The sequence below is a fragment of the Bacillus cereus group sp. BfR-BA-01382 genome (assembly GCF_022663475.1).
Taxonomy (GTDB): Bacteria; Bacillota; Bacilli; order Bacillales; family Bacillaceae_G; genus Bacillus_A; species Bacillus_A thuringiensis_S.
Map to the genome: position 1 here is coordinate 1 of NZ_JAKUFQ010000086.1, position 24,064 is coordinate 24,064.

Here is a 24,064-nt window from a genome sequence, read left to right on the forward strand (position 1 = left end):
AATATAAGAAGGAAAGAAAGTATAAGTGCCCCAATAGAACGTAATGTAAATTTATTCATAAAAAAATCCCCTTTCGTTTTGATATAACTAATTATAACTAATTATAACTAATTATAACTAATTATAACTAATTATAACTAAATATAACTAGTTATAATTGAATATAATTTGAACACATATCTATTTTTAAAAAATAGGAGAAATATTCTTTTCTTTGTTACAATGAAAGGAGAAAGTGAGGAATCGTCTATGGATCATCATTCCTACACAACGGAAGAAGTAGCAAAGCGATTAAAGGTATCAAAATTAACTGTATACGACTTAATTAAAAAAGGAGAACTTCCTTCTTATAGAGTTGGTAGACAGATGCGCATTGATGCAGTGGATTTAGATCAATATATAAAACAAATGAAAACAGGAAAGGTACAAGTTACTCCTGTGAAAAACGATGGTAGTAGTATCTTGAACACGTGTATTATTAGTGGTCAAGAACTAACGTTAGATATGTTAGCTAAACGTATAGAAAATCGTTTGCCAAGTTCTAATGTTTTAAGAGCGTATCAAGGTAGCTTAACAAGTTTAGTGAAAATGTATCAAGGAGAAGGAAGTATCGTTAGTTTGCATTTGTTTGATGGTGAAACGGGTACATATAATGTTCCTTACGTAAAACGCATTTTAGTAGGTCAACCATGTATTATGATTAATTTATTGTCCAGAAATGTAGGGTTTTATGTCCAAAAAGGAAATCCGAAGAAAATAAAGACATGGGCTGACATATCCGGATCCACTATAAAGTTTGTAAATCGAGAAAAGGGTTCTGGTATTAGAGTGTTAGTGGATGAACAATTACGAATCCAAAAATTAAATAAAGCCGATATTAGTGGATATGAATGGGAAGAATCGAATCATCTTGGTGTTGCCACGCAAGTTGCAAATGGAAAAGCTGATGTAGGAGTAGGTTCAGAAAAGTTTTCGCAAATTGTAAATGTGGACTTTATTCCAATCATGAAAGAACAGTATGATTTAGTAATTTTGAAGAATAAAGAAAATGAAGAGCTGATTGAAGTCGTGAAAGACATTCTGCAATCGGAAGAATTTCATAATGAATTAAATGCGATTGGCGGATATGATATTACGAAAATAGGTCAAATTATATATGAAACAAACTAAAAAGCTGCTTGTCTATAAGACGAGCAGCTTTTTCTATATAAAGGGGGTTGGGGATACAAAGTGTTAAACAAGACCTTGAGCAAGTGTGTAAATGAAAGCTGTAAGAAGAGTAGCTCCACTTGCAAGTCCGATAAAATGAAACTTTAATCAGTGAGGGCGGGGTATCCCTCGCTGATTATTAGTTGAACCAATCGGGCTTTTACGGGCAGTTGAACCTAAACCTAACTTCTTTGATTTCGCTGAATTTTGAAGTGGGAGTCTTACTGCCCGTTAATGCGGGGTAAAGTCTGATTTTTTGAAAGTAATGTTGTTCATTATAATCTCTCCTTATTTGTTTAATGTAGTTGCAACAGCTTTTGCATCGATAAGTGCGGATAGCACCATGCCCATTGTATGTAAAAATTTATTTGATTTCATATTGTTCATCATGCGTATCCGCTCCTTTTCGAATTGTTGTTGCCCTGCTTATGTCTTAATTATAGGAAATATGTCCACTTGCAACTATCGAATTAGCTTACGAAAGACTTACACTTTTGTAAGAAAAAAAGACATTCATGTAAGAATGTCTTTCACAGCATATTAATATGATGATGTTCTTCAATTGTTTTTAAAAAACTACGCATTGAATTCGTCATATAGCTATCTTTGCGGCGTATGAAAACCGTTGAAATACTGCCGTATTTTTCAGGGATTGCATGACAATGTACCTTACCTGCTTTAGAAAGATGATGGACAGCAGACTGTGGTACGAGTGTAATTCCGAGGCCAAGTGCAACGCTGTTTAATATTGTCTCTAATATATTGAATTCCATAATTCTTTTTGGTAGCAAACCTTCGTCTTTCAGCCATCGTTCTAATTTGGAACGGTATCCACATCCTTGGTTAAAAACGAGTAGAGGCGTTGTTGTAAATTCTTCTATATGAAAAGCTTTATTTTGTGTTACAAGCATTAATTTCTCTGTACTAACATCGTATTGTTCGATGAGTGGATGTTTAATAGGACCTGATATAAAGGCGCCATCTAATTGATGATCAAGTACTTCTCTAATTAATTCTTCTGTTAGACCCGCTTGTAATGATAAATCGACATTCGGATAGCTTTTATAGTAAGAAGATAAAATGGTAGGTAATGTACTTACTGTTTCTACTGTACCGATTTTTAATATACCGGAGGGTGTTTCACTATCTAAAAATACTTGTTTTAGTTCGTCGACATCTTGCAAAATTTTATTAACATAAACGAGCATTTTTCTTCCTTCAGCTGTTAAAGTCATCCCTCGTTTATGGCGGTAAAAGAGCGGGGTTTTTAATTCGTTTTCTAGTTGTTTAATACGTGCAGTTACATTTGATTGTACATAATTTAATTCCTTTGCTGCGTTACTTACACTACCCTGGTCGGCAACGCTTTTAAAGATTTGTAAGTCTCTTAATTCCATTTTGTAATCCCCCTTGATGTTAACTATCATTATAAATGATAGTTAACATCATTTTGAATCATTTTACGTGATATATTTTTTCTTTTACAATTCTCTTTGTGCAAATAGAAAGAAACGGGGGATTGCGGTGAGAAGAGGTCAAATGATAATAGGGGCTTTAGCGTGTTTAATTGCGAGTATGTCATGGGGAGCGATGTTTCCGGTTGCTGATCATGCGCTAGAATACATAGATCCATTTTATTTTTCGCTTATTCGTTATGGAGCAGTGGCGATAATGCTGATTGTATTGTTGTTAATGAAAGAAGGAAAACGGGCATTTCGTTTAGAGGGAAGAGGAAAGTTACTCGTCTTTTTTGGAACGATGGCATTTACAGTATATAATGTCCTCATATTTTTAGGGCAAATGTTAATGGGTAAGTCGGGTGTAATGGTAGCTTCCATTATGGAATCACTTATGCCGATGATTTCTATTTGTATTTTATGGGGATATAAGCATATAAAACCGAAGAAGTATATGATAACGAGTATGGTTATTGCTTTTGTAGGAGCTGTGTTTGTTATTACAAAAGGTGACATAAGTTTCTTTGTAACATTGAAAGATAATATGTTCCCATTAGCATTTATATTTATTGGTGTTGTAGGCTGGGTTATTTATACGATGGGTGGTCAAACGTGTAGTGATTGGTCAACATTACGTTATTCTACGTTGACGTGTGTATTCGGTACGACTGTTACAGGAATTATAACGGTAATTATTACGTCGCTTGGATATGTTTCAGTTCCTAGTATGGGAACGATTTCTATTGTGAAGTATGATTTGTTATTTATGATGACATTGCCAGGTATTGTAGCGCTACTTGCTTGGAACTACGGTGTGAAAATTTTATCATCCATTAATGGGATTTTATTTATTAATTTTGTACCAATTACGACTTTAGTTATTATGATGATGCAAGGGTATCAGATCACAATGTTTGATATTATAGGGACTGTACTTGTTATTGCAGCACTTATTCGCAATAACGTTTGCCAGAGAAAAGAAGAAAATATAAATAAGAGAGTTTTACAAGAAGAACAATTACGTCAAGCTGTTTAATAGGCAAATGGAGGATTTCACATGTTAGAAAGTTTATTGTTTTTCTTCGCCATCGGAGTTGCCTGTGAGCTTGCAGCAATTAATCGAAATGGTCGTAAAAAGATAAAACAACAAGCTGAGCTGATACAGCTTTTAAAAGAGTTGAAAGAAAGAAAAAATTAAAAAGACGACCGGGCATAGACGGTCGTCTTTTTCTATATAAAGGGGAAAGGGGACACAAAATTATACAAGCGTAGCAGCGTAAATGAAAGCAGTAAGAAGAAGAGAGCCGCTAGCTAATCCTAAAAAATCTAATTTGTTAAAAGTACTGTTATTCATAATACATTCTCCTTACTTGTTTAATGTAGAAGAAACAGCTTTTGCATCGAAAAGAGCTGATAATACCATGCCCATTGTATTTAAGAAATTGTTCGTTTTCATTTTGTTCATCATATTAATCCACTTCTTTTCGAATAATTGTTGCCCTGTTTCTGACTTAATTGTATGAAATATAGTAAGAAGTAACTATCGAATTAGCTTACAAGAAAATTACACTTTTGTAAGAATTGAAATTTAACAATTCATACTTAATTTTATTACCAACTCCTAAAACTTAGTGTTATAATTGTTATAAGAATATGATTATACTTCGGATGTTTAGAAAGGAACGAAACAAATGTATAAACCAATTACATTTTTGTTGAAATATATATTTAAAACAGCTGGAAAAGTAGAAGTACAAGGGAGAGAAAAGCTACCAGAAGGTGGACCGTATGTTGTTGCATGTACACATACAAGTTTTATGGATGTATTAATGTTAGCTACAGGGATGTATCCAACTCAAATTCATTACATGGCCAAAAAAGAATTATTTGAAGGGAAATTCAAAAAATGGTTCTTTAAAAATGTAAATGCATTCCCTGTAGATCGTGCGAACCCAGGACCAAGTACACTTAAAATTCCATCACGTTTATTAAAAGAAGGAAAGGTAGTAGGGATTTTTCCGAGTGGAACGAGATCAGCGGAAGATGTTTCATTAAAAGCGGGTGCTGTGACAATTGCGATGCGTTCTAATGTTCCGTTAGTACCAGCAGCTTATGTTGGTCCATCAAGTGTAAAAGAATTAATAAAGGGGAAAAAGGCACAATTGATTTTTGGAGATCCAATTCAAATTGAGGCTGGAGAACAAATAGATCGAAAAACCGCTATGAAAATGATGACAGATCAATTAAATGAGAAGTTTGAGGAGTTAAAAGAAGCTTTGCAATCAAATCAAAAATAAGAAAAGACGACCGGGCATAGACGGTCGTCTTTTCTATTACTATTTATAATAAAGGGGAAAGGGGACACAAAGTTATACAAGCGTAGCGGCGTAAATAAAAGCAGTAAGAAGAAGCGAGCCACTAGCTAGTCCTAAAAAATCTAATTTGTTAAAAGTGATGTTATTCATAATACATTCTCCTTACTTGTTTAATGTAGAAGCAACAGCTTTTGCGTCGATAAGAGCGGAAAATACCATGCCCATTGTATTTAAGAAATTGTTTGTTTTCATTTTGTTCATCACATTAATCCGCTCCTTTTCGAATAGTTGTTACCCTGTTTCTGACTCAATTGTATGAAATGTTGCGGAAAGTCACTATCGAATTAGCTTACAGAAAAATTACACTTTTGTAAGAGAAACGAATGAAGGTGTAATGATAAGAAGATTTGACATATGTTCATGAGATTCATTAAGTTAAAGGTAGAGGTGAGTGTATGGCTAATATTAAAGATATTGCAAAGATGGCGGGAGTTTCAGTTACGACTGTTTCGAGAGTGTTGAATGATCACCCATATGTAAGTGAAGAAAAAAGAAAAGCGGTTATAGAGATAGTTGAGAAATTGAATTACTCGCAAAACGCAAATGCTGTTCATTTATCAAAAGGAAAAACGAATATTGTTGGTGTGATTTTACCGTATATTAATCATCCGTGTTTTGATGCGATGGTGAGCGGAATGATGGAGACTGCGTTAGCGCATAATTACAGGGTGCTACTTTGCCAAACGAATTATAATAAAAAAGAAGAAATGAAAAGTTTACATATGTTAAAAACAAAACAATTGGATGGTCTTATTATTTGTTCACGTGCAAATGATTGGGAAACGATAGAACCGTATGCTTCTTACGGCGCAATAATTGCTTGTGAAGACAATGATATTTCAAACATCTCAAGTGTATATACGAATCATTCAGCGGCCTTTCAATTAGGAATGGATTATTTGATTGAGAAAGGTTATAAAAAAATTGGTTATTGTACGGGAAGAAAATTAGGGCCGAGTAGTCAAAAGCGTTTTGATGTTTATAAACAGCAATTGCAATCTATAGACGAAGATGTTAATGAAGAATGGATTTTTACAGAATGTTTTACACTAGAAGATGGTGTGAAAGTAGCTCATAAGTTAAAAGAGATGCAGGATCTTCCTGAAGCATTAATAGTAGCAGGTGATGAGGTTGCGATTGGTGTTATGACAGAGGTTGAAAAATTAGGCATTCAAGTTCCTGAGGATTTAGCAATTATTGGCTTTGATAATCAACCTATCTCACAAGTGTTACAACTGACAACTATTGATCAAAATTTAAAGGAGATAGGGAAAACTGCTTTTGAAATGTTGCATAGAAAAGTGAATGACGAGAGTTCTGAACAAGAAAAGCTGGAAATTCCATACGAACTTGTGGAACGCTCTACAGTTTAATCTTAATCCGTTATGTGTATAATCGCATAACGGATTATTTTTTTTGAAATATCTTTGACAGGAAACGCGTTTCATACTTTATAAAGGAGTTAAACCGGTTTGTAATAATCCATGGATTCTTTTCAAGTGTTAATGCAATGAATAGAATTTGGAGGAATATGCATGAATGAACTTTTATCGAGTATGAAAAAGTATGTAGATGATGATGAAAAGATTCTGGCTTTTGTGGTAGGGATATTTGAGAAGGATAATTTTATATTATCGTATCAACATGGGGTTTTTGTTGCCACTACTAGGCGTCTCCTTTTTTACGGGAAATTTCCGTACTATTCTTCAACATTTAAAGAGTATTCATATTTGCATATAGATAGCATAGATTTTCATCCGTATTTTGAATTTACTTGTAATCATGAAACCATTCGCGCTAAGTATATTCAGAAAGGGAATGTGGAGCAATTTGTCCGTGCAGTTAGAGTAAATATGAATAATTAATCACCCCTCTGTTTAAACATAATATTTCAATTTTTAAGAGGGAAAATGCGGAATAAAAACCACTTCTAAACCTCTAGGAGATAGTGATACAATGTCAAATGGGGGGAGGGTATGAACTATGGTTAATCAACGTATAAAGGAAATAACACTAATTACAATTGGTTCATTATTATTCGCAATTGGTATTAATTACTTTGCAATTCCAAACCGTTTATCGGAAGGTGGAATTATTGGTTTAACGGTTGTTACGTACTACTTATTTGATTGGTCACCAGGAATTGTGAACTTTGCTATAAATGCAATTTTACTAGCTGTTGGTTATAAATTTTTTGATAAGAAAACAATGATTTATACAATTTTAGGGATTGTAGAAACATCTTTGTTTTTATACGTTACAGAACATATTGAATATCATGTAAATAGTGATACATTATTAGCAGCTTTATTTGCTGGCTTATTTGTTGGTATTGGATTAGGCTGTATGTTCAAAGCCGGAGGTACATCGGGAGGATCAGCAATCTTAGCTCAGTTAGCAAATCAATATTTAGGTTGGAGCGTAGGTAAAGGCGTACTAATTATTGATATTGTTGTAATTGCTGGTTCTGTATTTATAATAGGGCAAGAAAAGGCAATGTATACACTTGTAGCTGTGTTCATCGGAGCGAAGGTGATTGATTTCATTGTAGAAGGAATGGATACAAAAACGGCTGTTACGATTATTTCGAATCAACCAGATTTAATTCGTGAGGCTATTACGAAAAATATGACACGCGGTGTTACTGTATTAGAAGGGCGCGGCGGATATACTGGTAAAAATAAAGAAGTTTTATATGTTGTTATTAATAAACAAGAGCTTGTTAAGTTAAAACAAGTTATTAGCCGGGTAGATGAAGATGCTTTCGTTGTTATACATGATGTACGTGATGTACTTGGCGGTGGCTTTAAAGCAAGCTAAAAGGTGAACGAGTAAATTCGTTCACCTTTTTTAATTCTTACAAAAATGTAAGTGTAATGTAATGAGATTCAATAGTAGATTTTATTCCCCCTTTTTAAAATGGATGTATATATATCCTGCAGAGGAGGAATGTTTATTATGAAGAAAAAAATGATCACTACTATAATAGCGATGATAGTAATAGTAGTAATGTTACTGCCTACGAAACTTGGACCGGTTATCGATAAATATAATCCATTTTATAAGACGAAAGAATACTATACGGTTGTGAATACAATTGGTCAGCATATTGGTGATGAGTGGTATGAATATGAATTTATTGCATTCGATGAACGTGGTAGAGAGCAGAAAATAAAGAAAACGGTTAAGCATATGTTAAAGAGAGATGAAGCATTAAAGGTTTTTGCAAAAGGACGTTACGGTGAATCGATTGAAGAGATTGAGGTTGCAAATATTCCTATAAATGCGAAGAGCAAACTTTTAACGATGAGATAGTAAAATATACCCCCAGCTATTTTTTGTCGAAAATAAAAATACTGGGTAAGGGTATTTTTGAGATTAACAAAAAAGCCTTAGTACATATAGACTAAGGCTTTTTTATTATATAAAGGGGAAGGGGGTACATTGTAGTAGCATAGGTGAAAGGTATAAGAAGAGTAGCTACTAGCAATGTAATTTGGTTATGTGAGTGTTCTTCTTATTTGGCTTACTTTCTAACGTTATTGTACGAAATATAAGTAAGGGGAACTATCGAATTACATTACACATAACTTACAAACATGTAAGCCTTCTGTAATGTAATTCGATAGTTAAAAGATAGTAATTTTCATATAGTATAACTAGAAAGTCTCAATGTATTACTTTCTGTTTGTAATGAAGAATGAAAAACCAACTAATTTTTAATAATCCTCATCTGAATAAAGATGGGGATCTTTTTTAAAACCTTACAACATTGTAAGGTTTACGTAAGTTAATTCGATAGTAAATTTGTCATATTTTTTGCATAATAGATACAGATAGAAAAATAATTAGGGATCTAGTAAGAAGGGAGAAAAATGGGATGCGTAAAGAAGAAGTAGTGAAGTTACCAATTAAAGATTTCTGTAGCTACTTTACTGTTGCCGTAGTGTGTATTGGATTATTTGATATCATAACAAACTTAATTGTTAAATAATATAGATGCTAAAACAAGAAAGGAAGTCCTTTCTTGTTTTTTTTATGGGGGCATAAAGATGAAATGGATTGATAGTCATATACATGTTGATCAATATAAGGATGAAGAGAAGAGCAGATTACTAAAAGAGGTGGAAAATAGTAATGAAATAAAGGGGCTTATTGCAGTATCTATAAATTATCACTCTTGTAAGGAAACGTTATCTTTAGCGAAGAAGTATCCTTTTATATATCCAGCGATAGGGTTTCATCCAGAGCAACAGATTCATAAAGAGGAGTGTGAACAGATTTATCAACTTATTGAACAGAACGCAGAGGGAATTGTTGCGATTGGTGAAGTAGGTTTGCCCTATTATTTGAGAAAAGAAGATGAAAGGATTGCTGCAGATCCATACCTAGCTGTATTGAAAAAATTTATAGAACTAGCTAGTAAGTATAATTTGCCGATTGTATTACACGCAGTTTATGAAGATGCTGACATTGTATGTGATTTGCTAGAGAAATATAAAGTTTCACGTGCACACTTCCATTGGTTTAAAGGAAGCGATGAAACAATGAAACGGATGATGAGAAATGGTTATTATATTTCGATTACACCGGATGTTTTACATAAGGAGAAGATTAGAAAAATCGTTTCGTATTATCCGCTTGAATATATGATGGTAGAAACAGATGGACCGTGGGAATTTCAAGAGGGTGTTATAACGCATCCAAGAATGATTCGAGAGGTATTAAAGGAAATTAGTTCTATAAAAAACATATCCATCGATAAGGTCGCAGAAACAATATATGAAAATACAAGTCGATTTTATTTGAAAGGATAGGAGAATTATAGTTTTAATCATGTAACGGAAAAAGTAAAAGTTGAATTTATTTAATAAAATGCCACGGTTTGATATAGGACAAAAAACCACCAAGCGTTCCGCTCGGTGGTTTTGTATTAGGATTCTAATTTTTTCGCGCGTTTTAATAATAAAAGAAAGACAATAATAACGAATCCTAGTATAAGGAAGAAGCCATATTGCTTTATATAATCAATTATGTCATTTGCACTTGTTGGTTTTTTAACGTGAATGCCTTCTTTATTCGTAGTAATATGAATATCTTTCATTTTTACTTCATTCTTTTCCTTTTGTAAATCAATCCATTCTATATTTGGAATACTTTCTAGATCCTTTAACACTTCTTTTAATGGTTTCACACCTAAGTAAGGATGATAGAATGCTCCAATAATCCCATCGGATAATTTAGCAACAGATAAAGCATTTTCTTTCATTTTAGCAATAGCTTGTGGCTTATCTTCTTCAATAAAACCGACTGTTTCAGGCATTAATTTCATTCCATGTAGAAATGATGGTGTACTTCTATATGCTGGAGAGTGCATGGATTTCCAAGTTGTATCACTTAACTGTAGTTGTCCTACATAAGTTGAAAAGTATCTTGATAATATTTCATACCCTTTTTGAGACATTGTGTAATGAGGTGCTTCAAAGGCGACAGGATATAGTTTAGCATCTACAAGTTCTTGAATCCCCTTTTCGATATGATCTGTCGTATATTTTTTCTCAAACTCTTCCCCTTTTTTTACATATTGGTTATATGACTCTATATTTGGAAATTCATCTTTTGTCTTCGGTTTTTCATGTTTCGGTTGGCGAATTGGTTGATCCGTCTTTACGTCCCAAAATTCAAAACCTTCCCCAGTTTCACTATCATAAAATTGATGAGTGTAACCATGCATAATAATCGCTGCGCCATCATCTTGCATAGAGCGTAAAAGATCGACTAGTTCGGGTTTATCTTTTAAATGTAGTGTTTTACCTGTATCTGGATCTGTATATACAGGAATAACAGTGATCATGTAAAGAATCTTCTTCTCTTTTAGTAATTCAGCAATTTCTTTCAATTGATTTATATCTGCTGCTGGGTGAACATCCTCAAGACGTAAATAAGCTAATTTTTTATTTGTTTCGGGTTTTTGCTGAAAATAAGAAAATAGGCTTTCGCCAATATAATAAGATATCCAATCAAAGAGGTTAGAAGTTGCTACATAATAAGAATTATTTTGCTGTACAATTAATGGATAAGTATTATTTCCTCTTAAAGCATGGGCGAGAATTGTTCCATTTGTGTCAAGTTGTTTAATTGTTCTTTCTTCTTCTAATATATTCTTTAGTTTACGTGTTGGATATTCAATTGTATCAGAGTTTATATCTTCATTTTTAAGTGTGATAAATGAAAAACGATTAGATAACTGTTCTATATTTTGACCTAAAACTAGTAATGGTCCTGGGAATCCTTCTAGAAATTTCTTTGCTTCAGTAGAAAGTTCTTCTTGTTTTTCACTCATGTAAATAACATGTGTATACGAAGATTTATCAGTTATTTCAGCTAACTGTTTTATGTTTTTAATTGTTATATTATTAGTGAAATGTCCTACTTGTGTATTAAGTATTTGGATATCACTTGTAATTTGATCATCGTTTGAACTGTATAAAATAAGGGTTTTTGGTTGTTCGGTTTTTTGTGCGGAAATAGGGACAGGAATTAATAGTAGTAAACTAAATAAGAGTAACAGCCATTTTTTCATATTATTATTCTCCTAGTTTATATTTAGAATTCAATTTACAATTATATACAATAAATGCGTTATAGTCTATGAAAGTTACATTTTTGCACGTATTTACCAGCTGTTTTTTCACAAAATCGGTCTAAAGCATGATGATAATACGTATAGTTATTTGCTATGATAAAAGAGTAGTAGAATGTAGGTAATTGTAAAGGGAAGGCTGAAAGGGGACAAATTTCAGCGGAGAAAGAGGTAGAGGTAGTGAAGAAATTCTTTGTAGGATTTTTAGTTGTTCTTGGAGTATATTTATATTTCCAAGGAAAGTCTGAAGGAATGGATAAGCTAGTGAATGGAACAAGCTATGTTGATTCAGAAGAAGCAAAACAGATGAAACAAATCATTATAGAGGAAGCGAAGAAAGTAAATCTTCCGGAATGGATACCTCTTGCAATTGCTGAGCATGAAAGTCGATTAAATCCAAGAAGTGTTGGAGATAATGGAACTTCATTCGGATTGTTTCAACTACACCGCGGCGGCGGGCTTGCACCAGAACATTTAACTGATGATGAGCTGAAAGATCCACGTACAAATGCGCAAATTGCAATGCCGCATTTAATGAAAGGATATAAGCGTGGGGTGCAAAAAGGTTTGACTGATTTTGCATTACTGAAATATATAGCGAATACATCTGGATGGCCAGGGAATTTAGGGCCAGAGTGGACGGATAATAACATGAAGTATAACATCGGATTAGAAGATGTGTACTATCGAAATAAAGGTGTAATTAAAGAGTAGGTTTTGATACCTACTCTATTTTTTTTTGATAATCGTTTCATTTTGTGAAATACTCCGCTAGTTGTATTTTTACGTATTCTAGTTTTGTGGAAACTTGAGGTATTTTATATCCTACATACAGCGGTGAAACGACAAACCTAGGAACAACTTTACAAATGATTTTTCCATTTAAGTAATAGAAGAATAAGTTATAACTACTGCATCCTTTATGGAAATCTGTCAGTATGTAACGTACAGTTTGCTGAATGTAATTTGCCATGTCATCTATATATGAAATATTATCAATGATTATATTGAATTCAGTGAAGCCAATAATGGGACGCTCTGAAATATTAAGCTCAATGCGTTCATTTTTTTGAACAATTACCCCTTGGAAATTTTCTTCTTCAATATTTTCAAGATAATCTACATATTTCATTCCGATAATTTGCATGTGTGCATGATGCAAACTTCCACCTGAAAATGGACCGTGATTTTTGTATAAAATTACAGATGCGAACTCTTCTTTCTTCTGTAAGTGTAACCAATGTTGAATAGAAAATTGCATTAATTTCCGCATATGTTCTTCTGTATATGTTGCGATATGATCTTCGCAATTATCGGTTTCAATTAACACTGTTTGAAATGTATCTTGTAATGTAGGAAATTTATTTTTTAACCAAATAATAGAACCATCAGTTGCTAAAATATCCGTTAAATGTTCTGTATCGCAAAATGGACATGCAGCGCTTCTATTACGAATACTTTCTGGTTTTTGTTTACCGATATCGTTTAAAAAATATAGTTGTTGTGTATCCATTTATATATATGCCCCTTTAAAATATGTGTAAAAATCCCGCTTAATACATTCGGGAAAAGGAGAAGGAAATCCTCTAAAGGAATATGGGGAAAAATAAAAGACAAGATATCCTCATTACGATAGGGTACCTTGTCTTTTATTTTTTCTCTAATAGTGTGTATGGATAATATAGAACATTTTCAGTATTTTTCTTTTTTCTATTTTTTATTGTGTATAAGGTAATTGCTGTGCTTGCAATTATAATAATGGCTTTCTTCATATTCATATACCCCTTTTTATTGTTGGTTTAATTCTTGGCTAACTGCTTTTGCATCGACCAAAGCGTGTAAAATCATTTTTACCATGTTCATCATATTTCTTCACTCCTTTTTATAGTTCATTTAGTTCTTTTACAACTGCTTGTCCGTTCACTAATACCTCAAAGATTGCTTTTACGATTTCTTTTATCATGTTTGTTTCCTCCTTTTGTTTGTCTCTCTTGTTTACATCTTTATTGTATAGGGAGGCATCTTTTCGTACTATCGCTTTCCATTACGTGAACATAACAGTTTTGTAAGATTTGATGTCACTCATTGAAATGTTTAGTCTATCTTCATTATTTTCAGAAAAATGACTATTCAAACATGAAATAGGGAAGTATAATAAAGAAGTAAGTATTAAATTCCGTACGAAAGGGGTGAATGAGATGAAACGTTCTTTAGCTGCACGTGCCAAATTTTTAGATTTTATCTATTTTTGTCGTGCGATTTTTCATGATGTAGTTGTTAACGGGATACGTATGCCCTTTTTTAACAATTGCATAGTGACTATTGAACGATAGGAATCTCTTCACCCATTTTTAATAAACGTGTGAAAAGGGAGCTATTTGGCTTCCTTTTTCTATGCCGAAAACCATGGGGAATGTTTCTTTCTCATGGTTTTTTATATTGAAAGGAGTACGGAAAATGACTATTTGTAGTGTAAATAATGTAACGAAATCTTTTGGTGGAAACATCATATTTGAAAATATATCGCTTGAAATAAAGAATGGTGAACGTGTTGGGTTAGTTGGTCGTAACGGTAGTGGGAAGACAACAATCTTTGGGCTTCTAACGGGAATGGAGAGTTTGGATGCAGGAGCTATCCATATGAAGAAAGGTACACGTATTGGTCATGTCGCACAAATTCCGAAGTTTGATGAGGCCATGACTGTATATGATGTATTGAGTTCCGCTTTTAAAGTAGAAAAGGAATTAGAAAAAGAAATGCATGCTCTAGAAAAAAATATGGCAGAAGAGCAGGAACAATCTTCTTTGCAAAAGCTAATGGAGAGATACGGAGTAATTCAAGAAAAGTTTGCGTTCCTTGGTGGTTATGAAATAGAAGCAAATATAATGAAGGTAGCAAATGGCTTACAAGTGACAGACTTATTTTCAAGAGTATTTACGGAATTAAGTGGAGGAGAACAGACGAAAGTAAGCCTTGCATATATGCTATTGCAGAAACCAGATTTACTTCTATTAGATGAGCCAACAAATCATTTAGATTTATTTGCAGTTGAATGGTTAGAGCAATTTTTAAAAGAATACACTGGAACAGTTATGGTTATTTCACATGATCGTTATTTCCTTGATGAAGTTGTAACGAAAATTTTTGATTTGGAAGATGGAGAGATTCACGTGTACCATACGAATTATTCTCAGTTCGTTGAGGAGAAGGAAGAAAGATTACTTCAAGAGTTTCAAGCTTATCAAGAGCAGCAAAAGAAAATAAAGAAAATGAAAGAAGCAATTAAGCGTCTACGTGAATGGGCAAATCAAGCGAACCCTCCGAATGAAGGATTGCATAAAAGAGCGAGAAATATGGAACGTGCGTTAGAACGTATAGAGAAATTAAAGAGGCCAATCTTAGAACGAAAACAGATGGGTCTTCAGTTTGAAGGGCAAGAGAGAAGCGGTAAAGATGTTGTTGTAATGAAAGAAGTGAGCAAAGGTTTTGCTGGCCGACCTTTATTTGAACAAGCGAATTTACATGTTCGTTTTCAAGAGCGTGCTGCTATCGTTGGTCGCAACGGCACAGGGAAGACCACTTTACTAAAATTACTATTAAAAGAAATGGAACCAGAAGCTGGCGCAATTAGGGTTGGTAGTAGTGTGAAAATCGGTTATTTATCACAGCATACGTATGAAAATATGAAGAGTAATGTATTGGAAGCATTCAGGGAGAATGTGGCTGTAACAGAGGGAGAAGCAAGACATATATTAGCTAAGTTTTTATTTTATGGTCCAGCAGTATTTAAGAAAGTAACGCAACTTAGTGGTGGAGAAAAAATGAGGTTAAGACTTGCGCAACTTATGTATCAAGACATCAATTTTCTAATTTTAGATGAGCCGACAAACCATCTTGATATTGAATCAAGAGAAGTTTTAGAGGAAGCCCTTGAGCAATATAACGGGACGATTTTAGCTGTTTCACACGATCGATATTTTTTAAATAAGTTATTTGAAAAGACGTACTGGATTGATGAATGTAAATTATTTGAGTTTGCAGGAAACTATGCATGGGCTCGTCAAAAGTGGGAAGAAAAGCTTGAGAAGCAAGTAATAAAGCAGAAACGCCAAGGAAAAAAAAGTGTTGAAACGGTTCCTGTAAAAGAGAAAGAAGCTAGGAATCTTGAAGAGATTGAAAACGAGTTAATGCATGTAGAAGAAGATGTATATGCAATAGAATGTGAAATGGAACATGTAGCTGATGTTGAAAGACTTGAAAAATTATATGAGGAAAAAACGAAGAAAGAGTTGTTACGAGCAGAGTTATATAATGAATTAGAGAATATTGTGGAGTAATGAGTAGAAAGCCACTTCCTTTCAGTTTTGCTGGAGGAAGTGGCTTTTTTCATAATGATATTTGGCTTTAAAGGTTAAATAAAGCGATGTGTTTCACGTGAAACAGTAACTTAGATAAATTCGTGTTCCTCAATTTGCATAGCTTGTGAAACATATGAAATGATAAGGTGAAAAATAAATGTCATTAGTGGTTTTTCGATAGGAGTAATTACAAAAACAAAGGCTAATTATTTCCCGAGAGATAAAGTGAGACTTTAATCAGTCCTCACGAATCGGGCTTTTACGGGCAGCACGCCCCCCACCTAACTTCTTTGCTTTCGCTGAATTTTGAGGTGAGGGTCTTACTGACCGGAAAATAGTGGGATAAATATGTGTAAAAGAGACTAGTGAATGAAAACGAAAAGAGAGCAAAGTTACAGCTTTACGCGCTGAACTCTGCTCTCTTTTTGCGTGGTATCTTCTCTCGTTGAAATTATAATAGCGATCCCGAGCATGATAAAAAAAGCTAAAAAGAGGACGAACTTTGGGAAGAACGGGAATAGTAATAGCGCCCCGACTATCATAATTGTTAATAATACGTAGTGCAGGACGTATTGGAATAGGTTGTCCATATTTTCGCCCCCTTTTTGGTAATTGGTTATTAGTATTCTATGTTTCATGCTGAAGAAATAGAAGTAGATTTTTAAGTTTTTAATACGAATTATAGCTGAGTTTTCTTAAAGTATAAGGATAGAGTGATAATTTTTGAAAAATTCTCAAAATATTTATTTAGAAAGAATTGACAAAATATACTGAACGATATAAGCTAATAACCATAAAGTCTACCGGAAAGGTCGGAATAAGATTGTTACCCCTCAAAAACATCTATTTTTTTTCTGATTAAAACCGACTTTTCCGATTGGCTATAAATGTGCTGTGGGAGGCATACATAAGCTAATAAGTTCAAAGGGTATAACTATTAAACAGTTAGGGTGGGGACAATGAAGAAAAAGACAAAAAAATGGGCTGGTGTATTTTCAGTATTACTTAGTAGTTCGCTTGTGTTATCTGCTTGTGGGGGACAGGAGGATACGGCTTCTACAGAACCGGTTAAACAGCAGGATTTAAAAAATGTGAAAATTGAAAAGATCGCTGCGACAGATAAAACGAAAGTGCCAGACAAAGCGAAGAATAGAAAAGATACGTTAGTAGTTGGTATTAGTAAGCCAGGCGGCGTATTTTTACCATACTTCCAACAAAATGGTTGGGATGGAAACGTAACTTCAGTTATTTTTGCATCTCTCGTATCAACCGATAAACAAGGGAAACCAATTCCAGAATTAGCTGAGAAGTGGGACGTTTCTTCTGATCAGTTAACATATACATTCCATTTACGTAAAGATTTGAAATTTAGTGATGGATCGCCATTAACGGCGGATGATGTAGCTTTCACATTGACGCTTTTACATGATAAGGCATATGAGGGTGAAGTAGATATCTCTCAATATGCGGTTAAAGGTGGTAAAGAATATAAAGAAGGAAAAGCAACTTCAATTGAAGGTATTCAAGTTGTTGATCCACAAACAATTAAAATTACAACTGAAAAAGTGAATTCACAAGCTATATTTGTTTTAGGAGGTACAGTACTATCAAAAGCTTATTATGGAAAAGATTATAAGCAAAATACAAGCTTAGATTACTTAAAAGATTTATATGGAAAGCCATTAGCTGCGGGTCCATATAAATTTGAAAAGTATATTCCAGGTCAAGAAGTTCGTTTTGTAGCAAACGAAAATTATTATGCGGGTAAACCAAAAATTCAAAACTTCATTTATAAAATTACTTCTGGTGATACGAAGCTTCAGTTGTTCCAAACAGGAGAAGTTGACCATACTGGCTTAGGTACTGGTGATGAGGTTCTTGAACAGGCTAAGGCTTTAGAATTCGCAAATATCCAAATCGAAACAGCACCGTCATATAGTTATATTTATATGAATAATAATAAGCCTTACTTAAAGGATAAAAAGGTTCGCCAAGCACTTATTTACGGATTAGACCGCAAAAAATATGTTGATACAGCGTTAAAAGGGTACGGTACAGTAGCCAATGTACCAATTCATCCAACTTCTTGGGCTTATACGGAAGAAGGAGTTAATAAATACGAATACGATAAAGAAAAAGCGAAAAAATTATTAGATGAAGCAGGGTGGAAAGTTGGTTCGGATGGAATTCGTGAAAAAGATGGTCAAAAATTAAAACTTTCTTATTTCGGTCCAAGTTCGGCTAAAGATAGTGATTTATTAATTCCGATTGCGAAAGAGAATTATAAAGAAATAGGTGTAGAGTTTAATCCTGAATTTATGGACTTTAATACGATGCTTTCTAAGGTAAACAAAGGGGATTATGATTTAGCTTCTGTTTCGACACCGATTACAAGTGACCCGAGTGAAACAGCTGGTGAATATTTGTCTACTGCAAATGAAACTAGTCTTGGTTATAAGAATGCAAAAGTAGATGAGCTAATTCAAAAAGGTATTGAAACTGTAGATATCGAAAAGCGTAAACCTATTTATAAAGAATTGTATAAAGAATTAAGTGATGATCCACCAGTAATTCTATTAAACTACCGTAGAACAATTACTGGTTATAACGGGAATATAAAAGGAATTGATCCTGAAAAGTACAACAGTATTAGTGCAAACTTACCAGTATTATCATTTGAAAAATAACGATAAGAATGTATAAGTAGAAGACATTTTTTCATTCGGTTAGTAATGTGCCGCTTTGAAAAAATGTTCTTCTATTTTAAGCATAAGATTGGAGAGAAAAAGGGTGAAAACATATATTGTTCGTAGGTTGTTACAAATGATTCCTACACTGCTTGGTACATCAATTATTATCTTCGTCCTGTTCGCACTTCTTCCTGGGGATTATATTGATTCAAATCCGAAAATTACACCGGAAAGAGCAGCTGAACTGAGGGAATTATATGGGTTGAACAAACCGATTGTTGAGCGTTATTTTCATTGGTTAGGTAATGCATTGCAAGGGGACTTTGGCTTCTCGCTTCAATATCAAGAGCCTGTAACGTCATTATTAAATAAATTTATTTGGAATTCTTTTAGTGTAGCAATTATTGCATTGTTTTTTATTTGGCTAATTGCACTTATTATCGGTGTATTCTCGGCGACGAAGCAACATTCTTTGTTCGATAAACTTGTAACAATCGGTGTTTTTGCAGCAATGTCATTCCCTTCATTCTTTATCGGTTTGTTTTTAATTAAGGTGTTTGCGGTTGACTTTAAGTTATTACCGATAGGTGGAATGATTGATGTTGGCAGTAATTCAACAGGATTTGCTTACGTGATAGAAGTTGCAAAACATATGATTTTACCAGTATTTATTTTGACACTTCTTGGGGTCGGCTCGCTAACTCGTTATTTTAGAACAAGTATGTTAGAGGTTGTAAGACAAGATTACATACGAACAGCAAGAGCGAAAGGTTTGAAGGAGAAGACGGTTATTTATAAGCATGCATTAAAAAATGCAATTTTACCGGCAATTACGTTATTAGCATTTGAATTACCTGGCTTGTTTTCTGGGGCAATTATTATTGAACAAATTTTTAACTGGCCAGGGATTGGTAATATTCAATTAGAAGCATTAAATTTCCGTGACTATACAGTATTGATGGCATTTACGATGTTTCTTTCTTGTTTAACAATCGTTTCAAACTTTTTAGCAGATATCGTATATGCAGTTGTTGATCCACGAATTCGGTTGAAGTAAGGTGGGGAAAGAAATGGAGACTGTTACAGTAATTACAGAAAAAAAAGAAAAAAAGAGAAGAAACGCATCATCACCATGGCGACAAGCTTTTAAAAAGATAAAGAAAAATAAGATGGCACTTGTAGGGTTTTATGCATTAATTTTTATGTTTTTATTTTGTTTTATCGGTCCGTTCTTTTCTCCATATGCATCAGGAAAAATACAAGTTGCGCTCATTAACAAACCACCTAGTTTTTCTCATTGGCTTGGTACAGATCAATTAGGAAGAGACATTTTAACAAGGCTTATGCAAGCGGGACGTATTTCATTAACCATTGGTTTAGCTTCAATGGTTTTATCAGTTATACTTGGAGCTTTATTAGGAGCGATTGCAGGTTTTTATCGTGGTATTGTGGACAATATTATTATGCGGCTTGCAGATATTTTAATGTCGATGCCAGGATTACCGTTACTTATTATAATGGGTGCGATTTTATCAGAGTGGAAAGTACCGTCTGATTATCGGTTGTATGTCATTATGATTATTTTAAGTTTAGTAGGTTGGCCAGGGCTTGCACGCCTTGTAAGAGGGCAAATTTTATCACTTAGGGAGCAAGCATTTATGCAAGCTGCTGATGTGTTAGGAATAAAAGATTACCGGAAAATTATATATCACTTAATACCTAATGTTTTACCCATTTTAATTGTCGTATCTACATTAGGTGTTGCAGGTTCTATTTTGGGAGAATCCGCGCTAAGCTACTTAGGTCTCGGCGTCGTCCCACCTACACCATCATGGGGGAATATGATTAGCGCAGCTAACTCATTAATTGATTTTCAAAAGCGTCCGTGGTTATGGATTCCTCCTGGTTTCGCAATCTTTATAACAGTTGTATCCATTAATTTACTTGGTGATGCACTTCGTGATGCGTTAGATCCAAAGATGAGACGGTAGGTGAGAAGGTATGAGTAAAGCGGTAGTAGAGCTGAAAGACTTACAAACACACTTTCAAACGGAGGAAGGAACAGTAAAGGCTGTAAATCATGTTAGTTTTGCTGTTCGAGAAGGTGAAACTGTTTGTGTTGTAGGTGAATCAGGTTGTGGGAAAAGTGTAACAGCTTTATCTATTATGGGGCTTATTGCTGAATCAGGTAGTGTAGTAGGCGGAGATATTCTATATGAGGGAAAAAGTCTTTTAGGAATGAAAGAGAAAGAGCTTCGTAGTTTACGAGGTAATGATATTGCGATGATTTTCCAAGAACCGATGACATCGCTGAATCCGGTCTTCACTGTAGGGGAACAAATTGTAGAGACGTTAAGGGAGCATGAACTGCTTAGTAAAAATGAAGCATATAAGAAGGCTATTGAATTAATTCGTAAAGTTGGCATAGCTCGTGCGGATGAAATCGTCCATTCTTATCCACATGAACTGAGTGGTGGTATGTTACAACGTATTATGATTGCTGTTGCGCTTAGTTGTAATCCTAAGTTATTAATTGCTGATGAACCGACAACGGCTCTTGATGTTACGATCCAAGCTCAAATATTAGACTTATTAAGACAAGTAAAAGAAGAGTTTAAAACATCCATTTTACTAATTACACATGATTTAGGCGTCGTAGCAGAAATGGCTGATTACGTTGTTGTTATGTATGGCGGGAAAGTTATTGAAGAAGCCCCAGTACTAGAGATATTCCAAAATCCGAAACACCCGTATACGAAAGGCTTGTTGAAATCAAAACCAGTGATGGGAAAACGAATAGATAAACTATATTCTATTCCAGGGCAAGTTCCTAATTTAGTTGGTTTGGATGAGTTTTGCTACTTTAGCGGGCGTTGTGAGCATTGTATGGAAATATGTGAAAAAGAAGTCCCAAATCTAAATGTAAATGATGAAAATCATAAAGTAGCTTGCTGGTTATATGAGGAGCGTGCGGAGCAATGAGTGAACCATTATTAGAGGTAAAAAACCTAAAGACATATTTTCCAATTAAAGGTGGCATATTTAGTAGAACGATCGGACATGTAAAAGCAGTTGATGGAGTAAGTTTTACTATTAATAAAGGCGAAGTGTTTGGTCTCGTTGGCGAATCAGGGAGCGGAAAAACAACGATAGGAAAAACAATTTTACGTCTCGTTCAAAAAACAGAGGGGGAAGTGAAGTTTAAAGGGAAAGATGTTCATTCTTTATCCAAGGATGAATTGAGAAAACATCGCCCTAATATGCAGCTCGTTTTCCAAGATCCATTTAGCTCATTAAATCCGAGAATGAGAATTGGAGAAGCACTTGGAGAGCCGATGTTGGCCCACGGATTAGCGACGAAAGAAAATGTTCGTGAAAAGGTAATTGAAGTATTGGAGTTATGTGGCTTAGCTCCTTATCATATTGACAGGTATCCCCATGAGTTTTCTGGTGGACAACGTCAACGTATCGTAATAGCAAGAGCTATGGTATTAAATCCAGAATTCATTGTAGCTGATGAACCTGTGGCGGCACTAGATGTATCTATCCAAGCACAAATTATTAATTTATTTAGTGAGTTACAGGAGAAAAAGGGATTATCTTATTTATTCATTTCACATGATTTGAGTGTAGTAGAACATTTATGTACGAAAATCGGAATTATGTATTTAGGTACGATTGTGGAGACGGCGCCGCGTGATGAGTTATTTACCAATCCGCTACATCCGTATACAAAAGCATTGTTATCAGCCGTTCCAATACCAGATCCAACAGTGAAGCGAGAGCGAATTATACTAGAAGGGGATATTCCAAGTCCAGCAAATCCACCTTCAGGTTGTCGTTTTCATACACGTTGCCCGTTTGCAACAGATGTTTGTAAAAAAACAATACCAGAATTTCGTAATGTTGGTGATGATCATTTTGTTTCTTGTCATCATGTATAAAAAAAGGACTCTTTCAAATGGAAAGAGTCCTTTTTTTATTTACTAGATGAAGTTTGTTTCAATACAAATTGCTCGATTGCGTGAGCAACACCATGTTCATTGTTTGTTAATGTTACAACATCACATAGTTTTTTTACATCTTCTTCAGCGTTGCCCATTGCAACAGATAAGCCTGCTACTTCTAACATTGGTACATCATTAAAATTATCACCAATAGCAACTGTATCTTCAATAGGAATATTAAAATGAGCTGCCATCTGCTGTAGCCCGTTTCCTTTATGTCCATTCTTATCCATAATTTCTAAGTTAGTAGGAGCTGATGCTGTAACCATAATATCAGCGTCTTCTTGTAACACGCTTAATAGCTGTGCGCGATGCGCTGCATTAAATGTTGAAATGAAGAATTTAGATATTTCTAGTTCTTGGTTATTTACAACATCTTCTATTTTTTTGAAATCAGTAATTAAGTTCGATTTCTTTTGCTTTTCTGTAATTCGTTCAAGTTCCTCTAATGTAACATCGAGCGCCTGCTTATTTTCTTCGAACGCTTGCATCACTTGATCTTGCCATGTATATGGAGAATAAACTCCTTTATTTGTATATAACTTATATGGGAAACTTTCAGATTCTAGTAATTTTGCAAGTTTGTACACTTTGTCGTTTTGTATACAACGCGAGTTAATTACTTTTCCATCCACATAAACAATGGCCCCATTGCTTGCTCCGACTGGAAGAGATAATTTATATTCTTCCAATAGCTTTAAAGCATCCTCTTTCGCACGACCAGAACAAATCATTACAATATGACCAGCTTCTTGTGCAGTTTGGATTGCTTGTAGGTTTTCTTTGGAGATTTCAAGATTAGATGATAGTAGTGTACCATCCATATCTAATGCGATTAATTTCAAAATGACCACCTCTTTGTTTTTATTATACATAGTTATATAGAGGAAACATATAAACTTATCTTGGAAAGACGGTATTTTATCTCATATTAAAAGTAAGTAAAGATTAGATAGGTTTAGTGTCACTAAATAAACTGTTTGTAACAAAAATAGAGAGGAGTATGACTATATTTCACTTTATGACTGTAATATTACATGAATGTTACAAACGTGAGCTTAGTGAAAAGTGCATTAAATAAAGGTTTTTGGGGATTATTATAAAAAAACGTAAAAAAAGTGTAATAAATTTCACGTTATTATATTGCAACGTAACAATAGTTATGTTACATTAATGTTACAAACGTTACGTTATCAAATTTAATGTAACGTTAACATAAAAACTATGAAATAAACATTTCTTAGAAATTACATATAGATAACTTATGAAAAGGGAGGATAAATGATATGAAAGAGCAAGTATTACAAGTAACAAAAGGTGACTT

General features: G+C 34.0%; 25 protein-coding genes and 1 pseudogene. 17 read left to right on the plus strand and 9 right to left on the minus strand.

Features of this window, described 5'->3' with window-relative positions:
- The first annotated feature begins 249 nt into the window (after nt 1–249).
- Nucleotides 250–1,170, plus strand: a complete 921-nt coding sequence (locus MR160_RS25415) for a substrate-binding domain-containing protein (protein ID WP_014894850.1) — start codon at nt 250–252, stop codon at nt 1,168–1,170.
- A 63-nt stretch (nt 1,171–1,233) separates the two neighbouring features.
- Here the strand turns inward: MR160_RS25415 and MR160_RS25420 are convergent.
- Nucleotides 1,234–1,314 (minus strand): annotated as a pseudogene (locus tag MR160_RS25420) (DUF3948 family protein); the annotation flags it as partial.
- 425 nt (nt 1,315–1,739) lie between these two features.
- Nucleotides 1,740–2,606, minus strand: coding sequence for a LysR family transcriptional regulator (locus MR160_RS25425; protein ID WP_000423024.1), 867 nt, complete (start codon nt 2,604–2,606; stop codon nt 1,740–1,742).
- 127 nt (nt 2,607–2,733) lie between these two features.
- On the opposite strand from MR160_RS25425, the gene MR160_RS25430 reads away from it, so the two are divergent.
- Together MR160_RS25430 and MR160_RS25435 are read left to right on the plus strand one after the other, a co-directional pair.
- The gene (locus MR160_RS25430) at nt 2,734–3,702 is read left to right on the plus strand and encodes a DMT family transporter (RefSeq protein WP_242298340.1); all 969 of its coding nucleotides are present in this window, start codon (nt 2,734–2,736) and stop codon (nt 3,700–3,702) included.
- Nucleotides 3,703–3,723: 21 nt separating this feature from the next.
- Nucleotides 3,724–3,864 (plus strand): YrzO family protein, encoded by a 141-nt coding sequence (locus MR160_RS25435; RefSeq protein ID WP_000894061.1) that lies wholly within the window; start codon nt 3,724–3,726, stop codon nt 3,862–3,864.
- A gap of 60 nt (nt 3,865–3,924) precedes the next feature.
- On the opposite strand, the gene MR160_RS25440 is transcribed toward MR160_RS25435, so the two are convergent.
- Nucleotides 3,925–4,020 carry a DUF3948 family protein gene (locus MR160_RS25440; protein WP_001066117.1) on the minus strand — a complete coding sequence of 32 codons (96 nt, stop codon included), beginning with the start codon at nt 4,018–4,020 and terminating at the stop codon, nt 3,925–3,927.
- Nucleotides 4,021–4,357: 337 nt separating this feature from the next.
- Here MR160_RS25440 and MR160_RS25445 point away from each other — a divergent pair, with 337 nt between their 5' ends.
- Nucleotides 4,358–4,963 (plus strand): lysophospholipid acyltransferase family protein, encoded by a 606-nt coding sequence (locus MR160_RS25445; protein WP_000277776.1) that lies wholly within the window; start codon nt 4,358–4,360, stop codon nt 4,961–4,963.
- A gap of 72 nt (nt 4,964–5,035) precedes the next feature.
- Here MR160_RS25445 and MR160_RS25450 read toward each other — a convergent pair whose 3' ends face one another.
- A complete protein-coding gene (locus MR160_RS25450; protein ID WP_001060007.1) occupies nt 5,036–5,131 on the minus strand; it encodes a DUF3948 family protein in 96 nt (31 codons plus the stop codon).
- A 305-nt stretch (nt 5,132–5,436) separates the two neighbouring features.
- Here MR160_RS25450 and MR160_RS25455 point away from each other — a divergent pair, with 305 nt between their 5' ends.
- The 5 genes from MR160_RS25455 to MR160_RS25475 all read left to right on the plus strand — a co-directional run bounded on the left by MR160_RS25455 (nt 5,437) and on the right by MR160_RS25475 (nt 9,858).
- Entirely contained in the window at nt 5,437–6,414 is a 978-nt protein-coding gene (locus tag MR160_RS25455) for a LacI family DNA-binding transcriptional regulator (protein ID WP_001273902.1), read from the plus strand.
- 162 nt (nt 6,415–6,576) lie between these two features.
- Nucleotides 6,577–6,906 carry a PH domain-containing protein gene (locus MR160_RS25460; protein WP_001004243.1) on the plus strand — a complete coding sequence of 110 codons (330 nt, stop codon included), beginning with the start codon at nt 6,577–6,579 and terminating at the stop codon, nt 6,904–6,906.
- Between the two features lie 118 nt (nt 6,907–7,024).
- A complete protein-coding gene (locus MR160_RS25465) occupies nt 7,025–7,861 on the plus strand; it encodes a YitT family protein (protein ID WP_000248045.1) in 837 nt (278 codons plus the stop codon).
- A 138-nt stretch (nt 7,862–7,999) separates the two neighbouring features.
- Nucleotides 8,000–8,356, plus strand: a complete 357-nt coding sequence (locus tag MR160_RS25470; protein WP_000728422.1) for a YxeA family protein — start codon at nt 8,000–8,002, stop codon at nt 8,354–8,356.
- A gap of 737 nt (nt 8,357–9,093) precedes the next feature.
- Nucleotides 9,094–9,858, plus strand: a complete 765-nt coding sequence (locus MR160_RS25475; RefSeq protein WP_242298342.1) for a TatD family hydrolase — start codon at nt 9,094–9,096, stop codon at nt 9,856–9,858.
- A 116-nt stretch (nt 9,859–9,974) separates the two neighbouring features.
- Here the strand turns inward: MR160_RS25475 and MR160_RS25480 are convergent, their stop codons facing one another.
- Entirely contained in the window at nt 9,975–11,624 is a 1,650-nt protein-coding gene (locus MR160_RS25480; RefSeq protein WP_086403024.1) for a DUF2334 domain-containing protein, read from the minus strand.
- A gap of 240 nt (nt 11,625–11,864) precedes the next feature.
- On the opposite strand from MR160_RS25480, the gene MR160_RS25485 reads away from it, so the two are divergent.
- Complete coding sequence (locus MR160_RS25485) at nt 11,865–12,398, plus strand: transglycosylase SLT domain-containing protein (protein ID WP_000713249.1); 534 nt, start codon at nt 11,865–11,867, stop codon at nt 12,396–12,398.
- A gap of 37 nt (nt 12,399–12,435) precedes the next feature.
- Here MR160_RS25485 and MR160_RS25490 read toward each other — a convergent pair whose 3' ends face one another.
- Nucleotides 12,436–13,197 (minus strand): DUF4931 domain-containing protein, encoded by a 762-nt coding sequence (locus MR160_RS25490; protein ID WP_002162952.1) that lies wholly within the window; start codon nt 13,195–13,197, stop codon nt 12,436–12,438.
- Between the two features lie 136 nt (nt 13,198–13,333).
- On the minus strand, nt 13,334–13,462 hold the full coding sequence (locus MR160_RS25495; RefSeq protein WP_002083998.1) for a hypothetical protein: 129 nt from the start codon (nt 13,460–13,462) through the stop codon (nt 13,334–13,336).
- Between the two features lie 420 nt (nt 13,463–13,882).
- On the opposite strand from MR160_RS25495, the gene MR160_RS35165 reads away from it, so the two are divergent.
- The gene (locus tag MR160_RS35165) at nt 13,883–14,017 is read left to right on the plus strand and encodes an RAxF-45 family protein (RefSeq protein ID WP_000830643.1); all 135 of its coding nucleotides are present in this window, start codon (nt 13,883–13,885) and stop codon (nt 14,015–14,017) included.
- Between the two features lie 124 nt (nt 14,018–14,141).
- A complete protein-coding gene (gene abc-f, locus MR160_RS25505) occupies nt 14,142–16,022 on the plus strand; it encodes a ribosomal protection-like ABC-F family protein (RefSeq protein ID WP_000150887.1) in 1,881 nt (626 codons plus the stop codon).
- Nucleotides 16,023–16,435: 413 nt separating this feature from the next.
- Here abc-f and MR160_RS25510 read toward each other — a convergent pair whose 3' ends face one another.
- Nucleotides 16,436–16,633, minus strand: a complete 198-nt coding sequence (locus MR160_RS25510) for a hypothetical protein (RefSeq protein WP_000369259.1) — start codon at nt 16,631–16,633, stop codon at nt 16,436–16,438.
- 369 nt (nt 16,634–17,002) lie between these two features.
- Here MR160_RS25510 and MR160_RS25515 point away from each other — a divergent pair, with 369 nt between their 5' ends.
- The 5 genes from MR160_RS25515 (at nt 17,003) to MR160_RS25535 (ending at nt 22,677) form a co-directional block, all read left to right on the plus strand.
- Nucleotides 17,003–18,730 carry an ABC transporter substrate-binding protein gene (locus MR160_RS25515; RefSeq protein WP_000730687.1) on the plus strand — a complete coding sequence of 576 codons (1,728 nt, stop codon included), beginning with the start codon at nt 17,003–17,005 and terminating at the stop codon, nt 18,728–18,730.
- A gap of 103 nt (nt 18,731–18,833) precedes the next feature.
- A complete protein-coding gene (locus MR160_RS25520) occupies nt 18,834–19,790 on the plus strand; it encodes an ABC transporter permease (protein ID WP_000860748.1) in 957 nt (318 codons plus the stop codon).
- 13 nt (nt 19,791–19,803) lie between these two features.
- Complete coding sequence (opp4C, locus tag MR160_RS25525; RefSeq protein WP_000451075.1) at nt 19,804–20,724, plus strand: oligopeptide ABC transporter permease; 921 nt, start codon at nt 19,804–19,806, stop codon at nt 20,722–20,724.
- Between the two features lie 10 nt (nt 20,725–20,734).
- Complete coding sequence (locus MR160_RS25530) at nt 20,735–21,715, plus strand: ABC transporter ATP-binding protein (protein ID WP_000030776.1); 981 nt, start codon at nt 20,735–20,737, stop codon at nt 21,713–21,715.
- Nucleotides 21,712–22,677 carry an ABC transporter ATP-binding protein gene (locus tag MR160_RS25535; RefSeq protein ID WP_001294500.1) on the plus strand — a complete coding sequence of 322 codons (966 nt, stop codon included), beginning with the start codon at nt 21,712–21,714 and terminating at the stop codon, nt 22,675–22,677. The genes MR160_RS25530 and MR160_RS25535 overlap by 4 nt, the downstream gene beginning before the upstream one ends.
- A gap of 35 nt (nt 22,678–22,712) precedes the next feature.
- Here the strand turns inward: MR160_RS25535 and MR160_RS25540 are convergent, their stop codons facing one another.
- The gene (locus MR160_RS25540) at nt 22,713–23,585 is read right to left on the minus strand and encodes a Cof-type HAD-IIB family hydrolase (protein WP_000766426.1); all 873 of its coding nucleotides are present in this window, start codon (nt 23,583–23,585) and stop codon (nt 22,713–22,715) included.
- Nucleotides 23,586–24,064 lie beyond the last annotated feature (479 nt).

Excerpts from the sequence above, each read along its gene's own strand:
- MR160_RS25440 (WP_001066117.1), bottom strand. The coding sequence starts at position 4,020 with ATGAATAACAGTACTTTTAACAAATTAGATTTTTTAGGATTAGCTAGC.
- MR160_RS25510 (WP_000369259.1), bottom strand. The coding sequence starts at position 16,633 with ATGGACAACCTATTCCAATACGTCCTGCACTACGTATTATTAACAATT.
- MR160_RS25480 (WP_086403024.1), bottom strand. The coding sequence starts at position 11,624 with ATGAAAAAATGGCTGTTACTCTTATTTAGTTTACTACTATTAATTCCT.
- MR160_RS25415 (WP_014894850.1), top strand. The coding sequence starts at position 250 with ATGGATCATCATTCCTACACAACGGAAGAAGTAGCAAAGCGATTAAAG.
- MR160_RS25455 (WP_001273902.1), top strand. The coding sequence starts at position 5,437 with ATGGCTAATATTAAAGATATTGCAAAGATGGCGGGAGTTTCAGTTACG.
- abc-f (WP_000150887.1), top strand. The coding sequence starts at position 14,142 with ATGACTATTTGTAGTGTAAATAATGTAACGAAATCTTTTGGTGGAAAC.
- MR160_RS25515 (WP_000730687.1), top strand. The coding sequence starts at position 17,003 with ATGAAGAAAAAGACAAAAAAATGGGCTGGTGTATTTTCAGTATTACTT.
- MR160_RS25425 (WP_000423024.1), bottom strand. The coding sequence starts at position 2,606 with ATGGAATTAAGAGACTTACAAATCTTTAAAAGCGTTGCCGACCAGGGT.
- MR160_RS25535 (WP_001294500.1), top strand. The coding sequence starts at position 21,712 with ATGAGTGAACCATTATTAGAGGTAAAAAACCTAAAGACATATTTTCCA.
- MR160_RS25530 (WP_000030776.1), top strand. The coding sequence starts at position 20,735 with ATGAGTAAAGCGGTAGTAGAGCTGAAAGACTTACAAACACACTTTCAA.
- MR160_RS25445 (WP_000277776.1), top strand. The coding sequence starts at position 4,358 with ATGTATAAACCAATTACATTTTTGTTGAAATATATATTTAAAACAGCT.
- MR160_RS25435 (WP_000894061.1), top strand. The coding sequence starts at position 3,724 with ATGTTAGAAAGTTTATTGTTTTTCTTCGCCATCGGAGTTGCCTGTGAG.
- MR160_RS25450 (WP_001060007.1), bottom strand. The coding sequence starts at position 5,131 with ATGAATAACATCACTTTTAACAAATTAGATTTTTTAGGACTAGCTAGT.
- opp4C (WP_000451075.1), top strand. The coding sequence starts at position 19,804 with ATGGAGACTGTTACAGTAATTACAGAAAAAAAAGAAAAAAAGAGAAGA.
- MR160_RS25495 (WP_002083998.1), bottom strand. The coding sequence starts at position 13,462 with ATGAATATGAAGAAAGCCATTATTATAATTGCAAGCACAGCAATTACC.
- MR160_RS25460 (WP_001004243.1), top strand. The coding sequence starts at position 6,577 with ATGAATGAACTTTTATCGAGTATGAAAAAGTATGTAGATGATGATGAA.
- MR160_RS35165 (WP_000830643.1), top strand. The coding sequence starts at position 13,883 with ATGAAACGTTCTTTAGCTGCACGTGCCAAATTTTTAGATTTTATCTAT.
- MR160_RS25465 (WP_000248045.1), top strand. The coding sequence starts at position 7,025 with ATGGTTAATCAACGTATAAAGGAAATAACACTAATTACAATTGGTTCA.
- MR160_RS25490 (WP_002162952.1), bottom strand. The coding sequence starts at position 13,197 with ATGGATACACAACAACTATATTTTTTAAACGATATCGGTAAACAAAAA.
- MR160_RS25475 (WP_242298342.1), top strand. The coding sequence starts at position 9,094 with ATGAAATGGATTGATAGTCATATACATGTTGATCAATATAAGGATGAA.
- MR160_RS25470 (WP_000728422.1), top strand. The coding sequence starts at position 8,000 with ATGAAGAAAAAAATGATCACTACTATAATAGCGATGATAGTAATAGTA.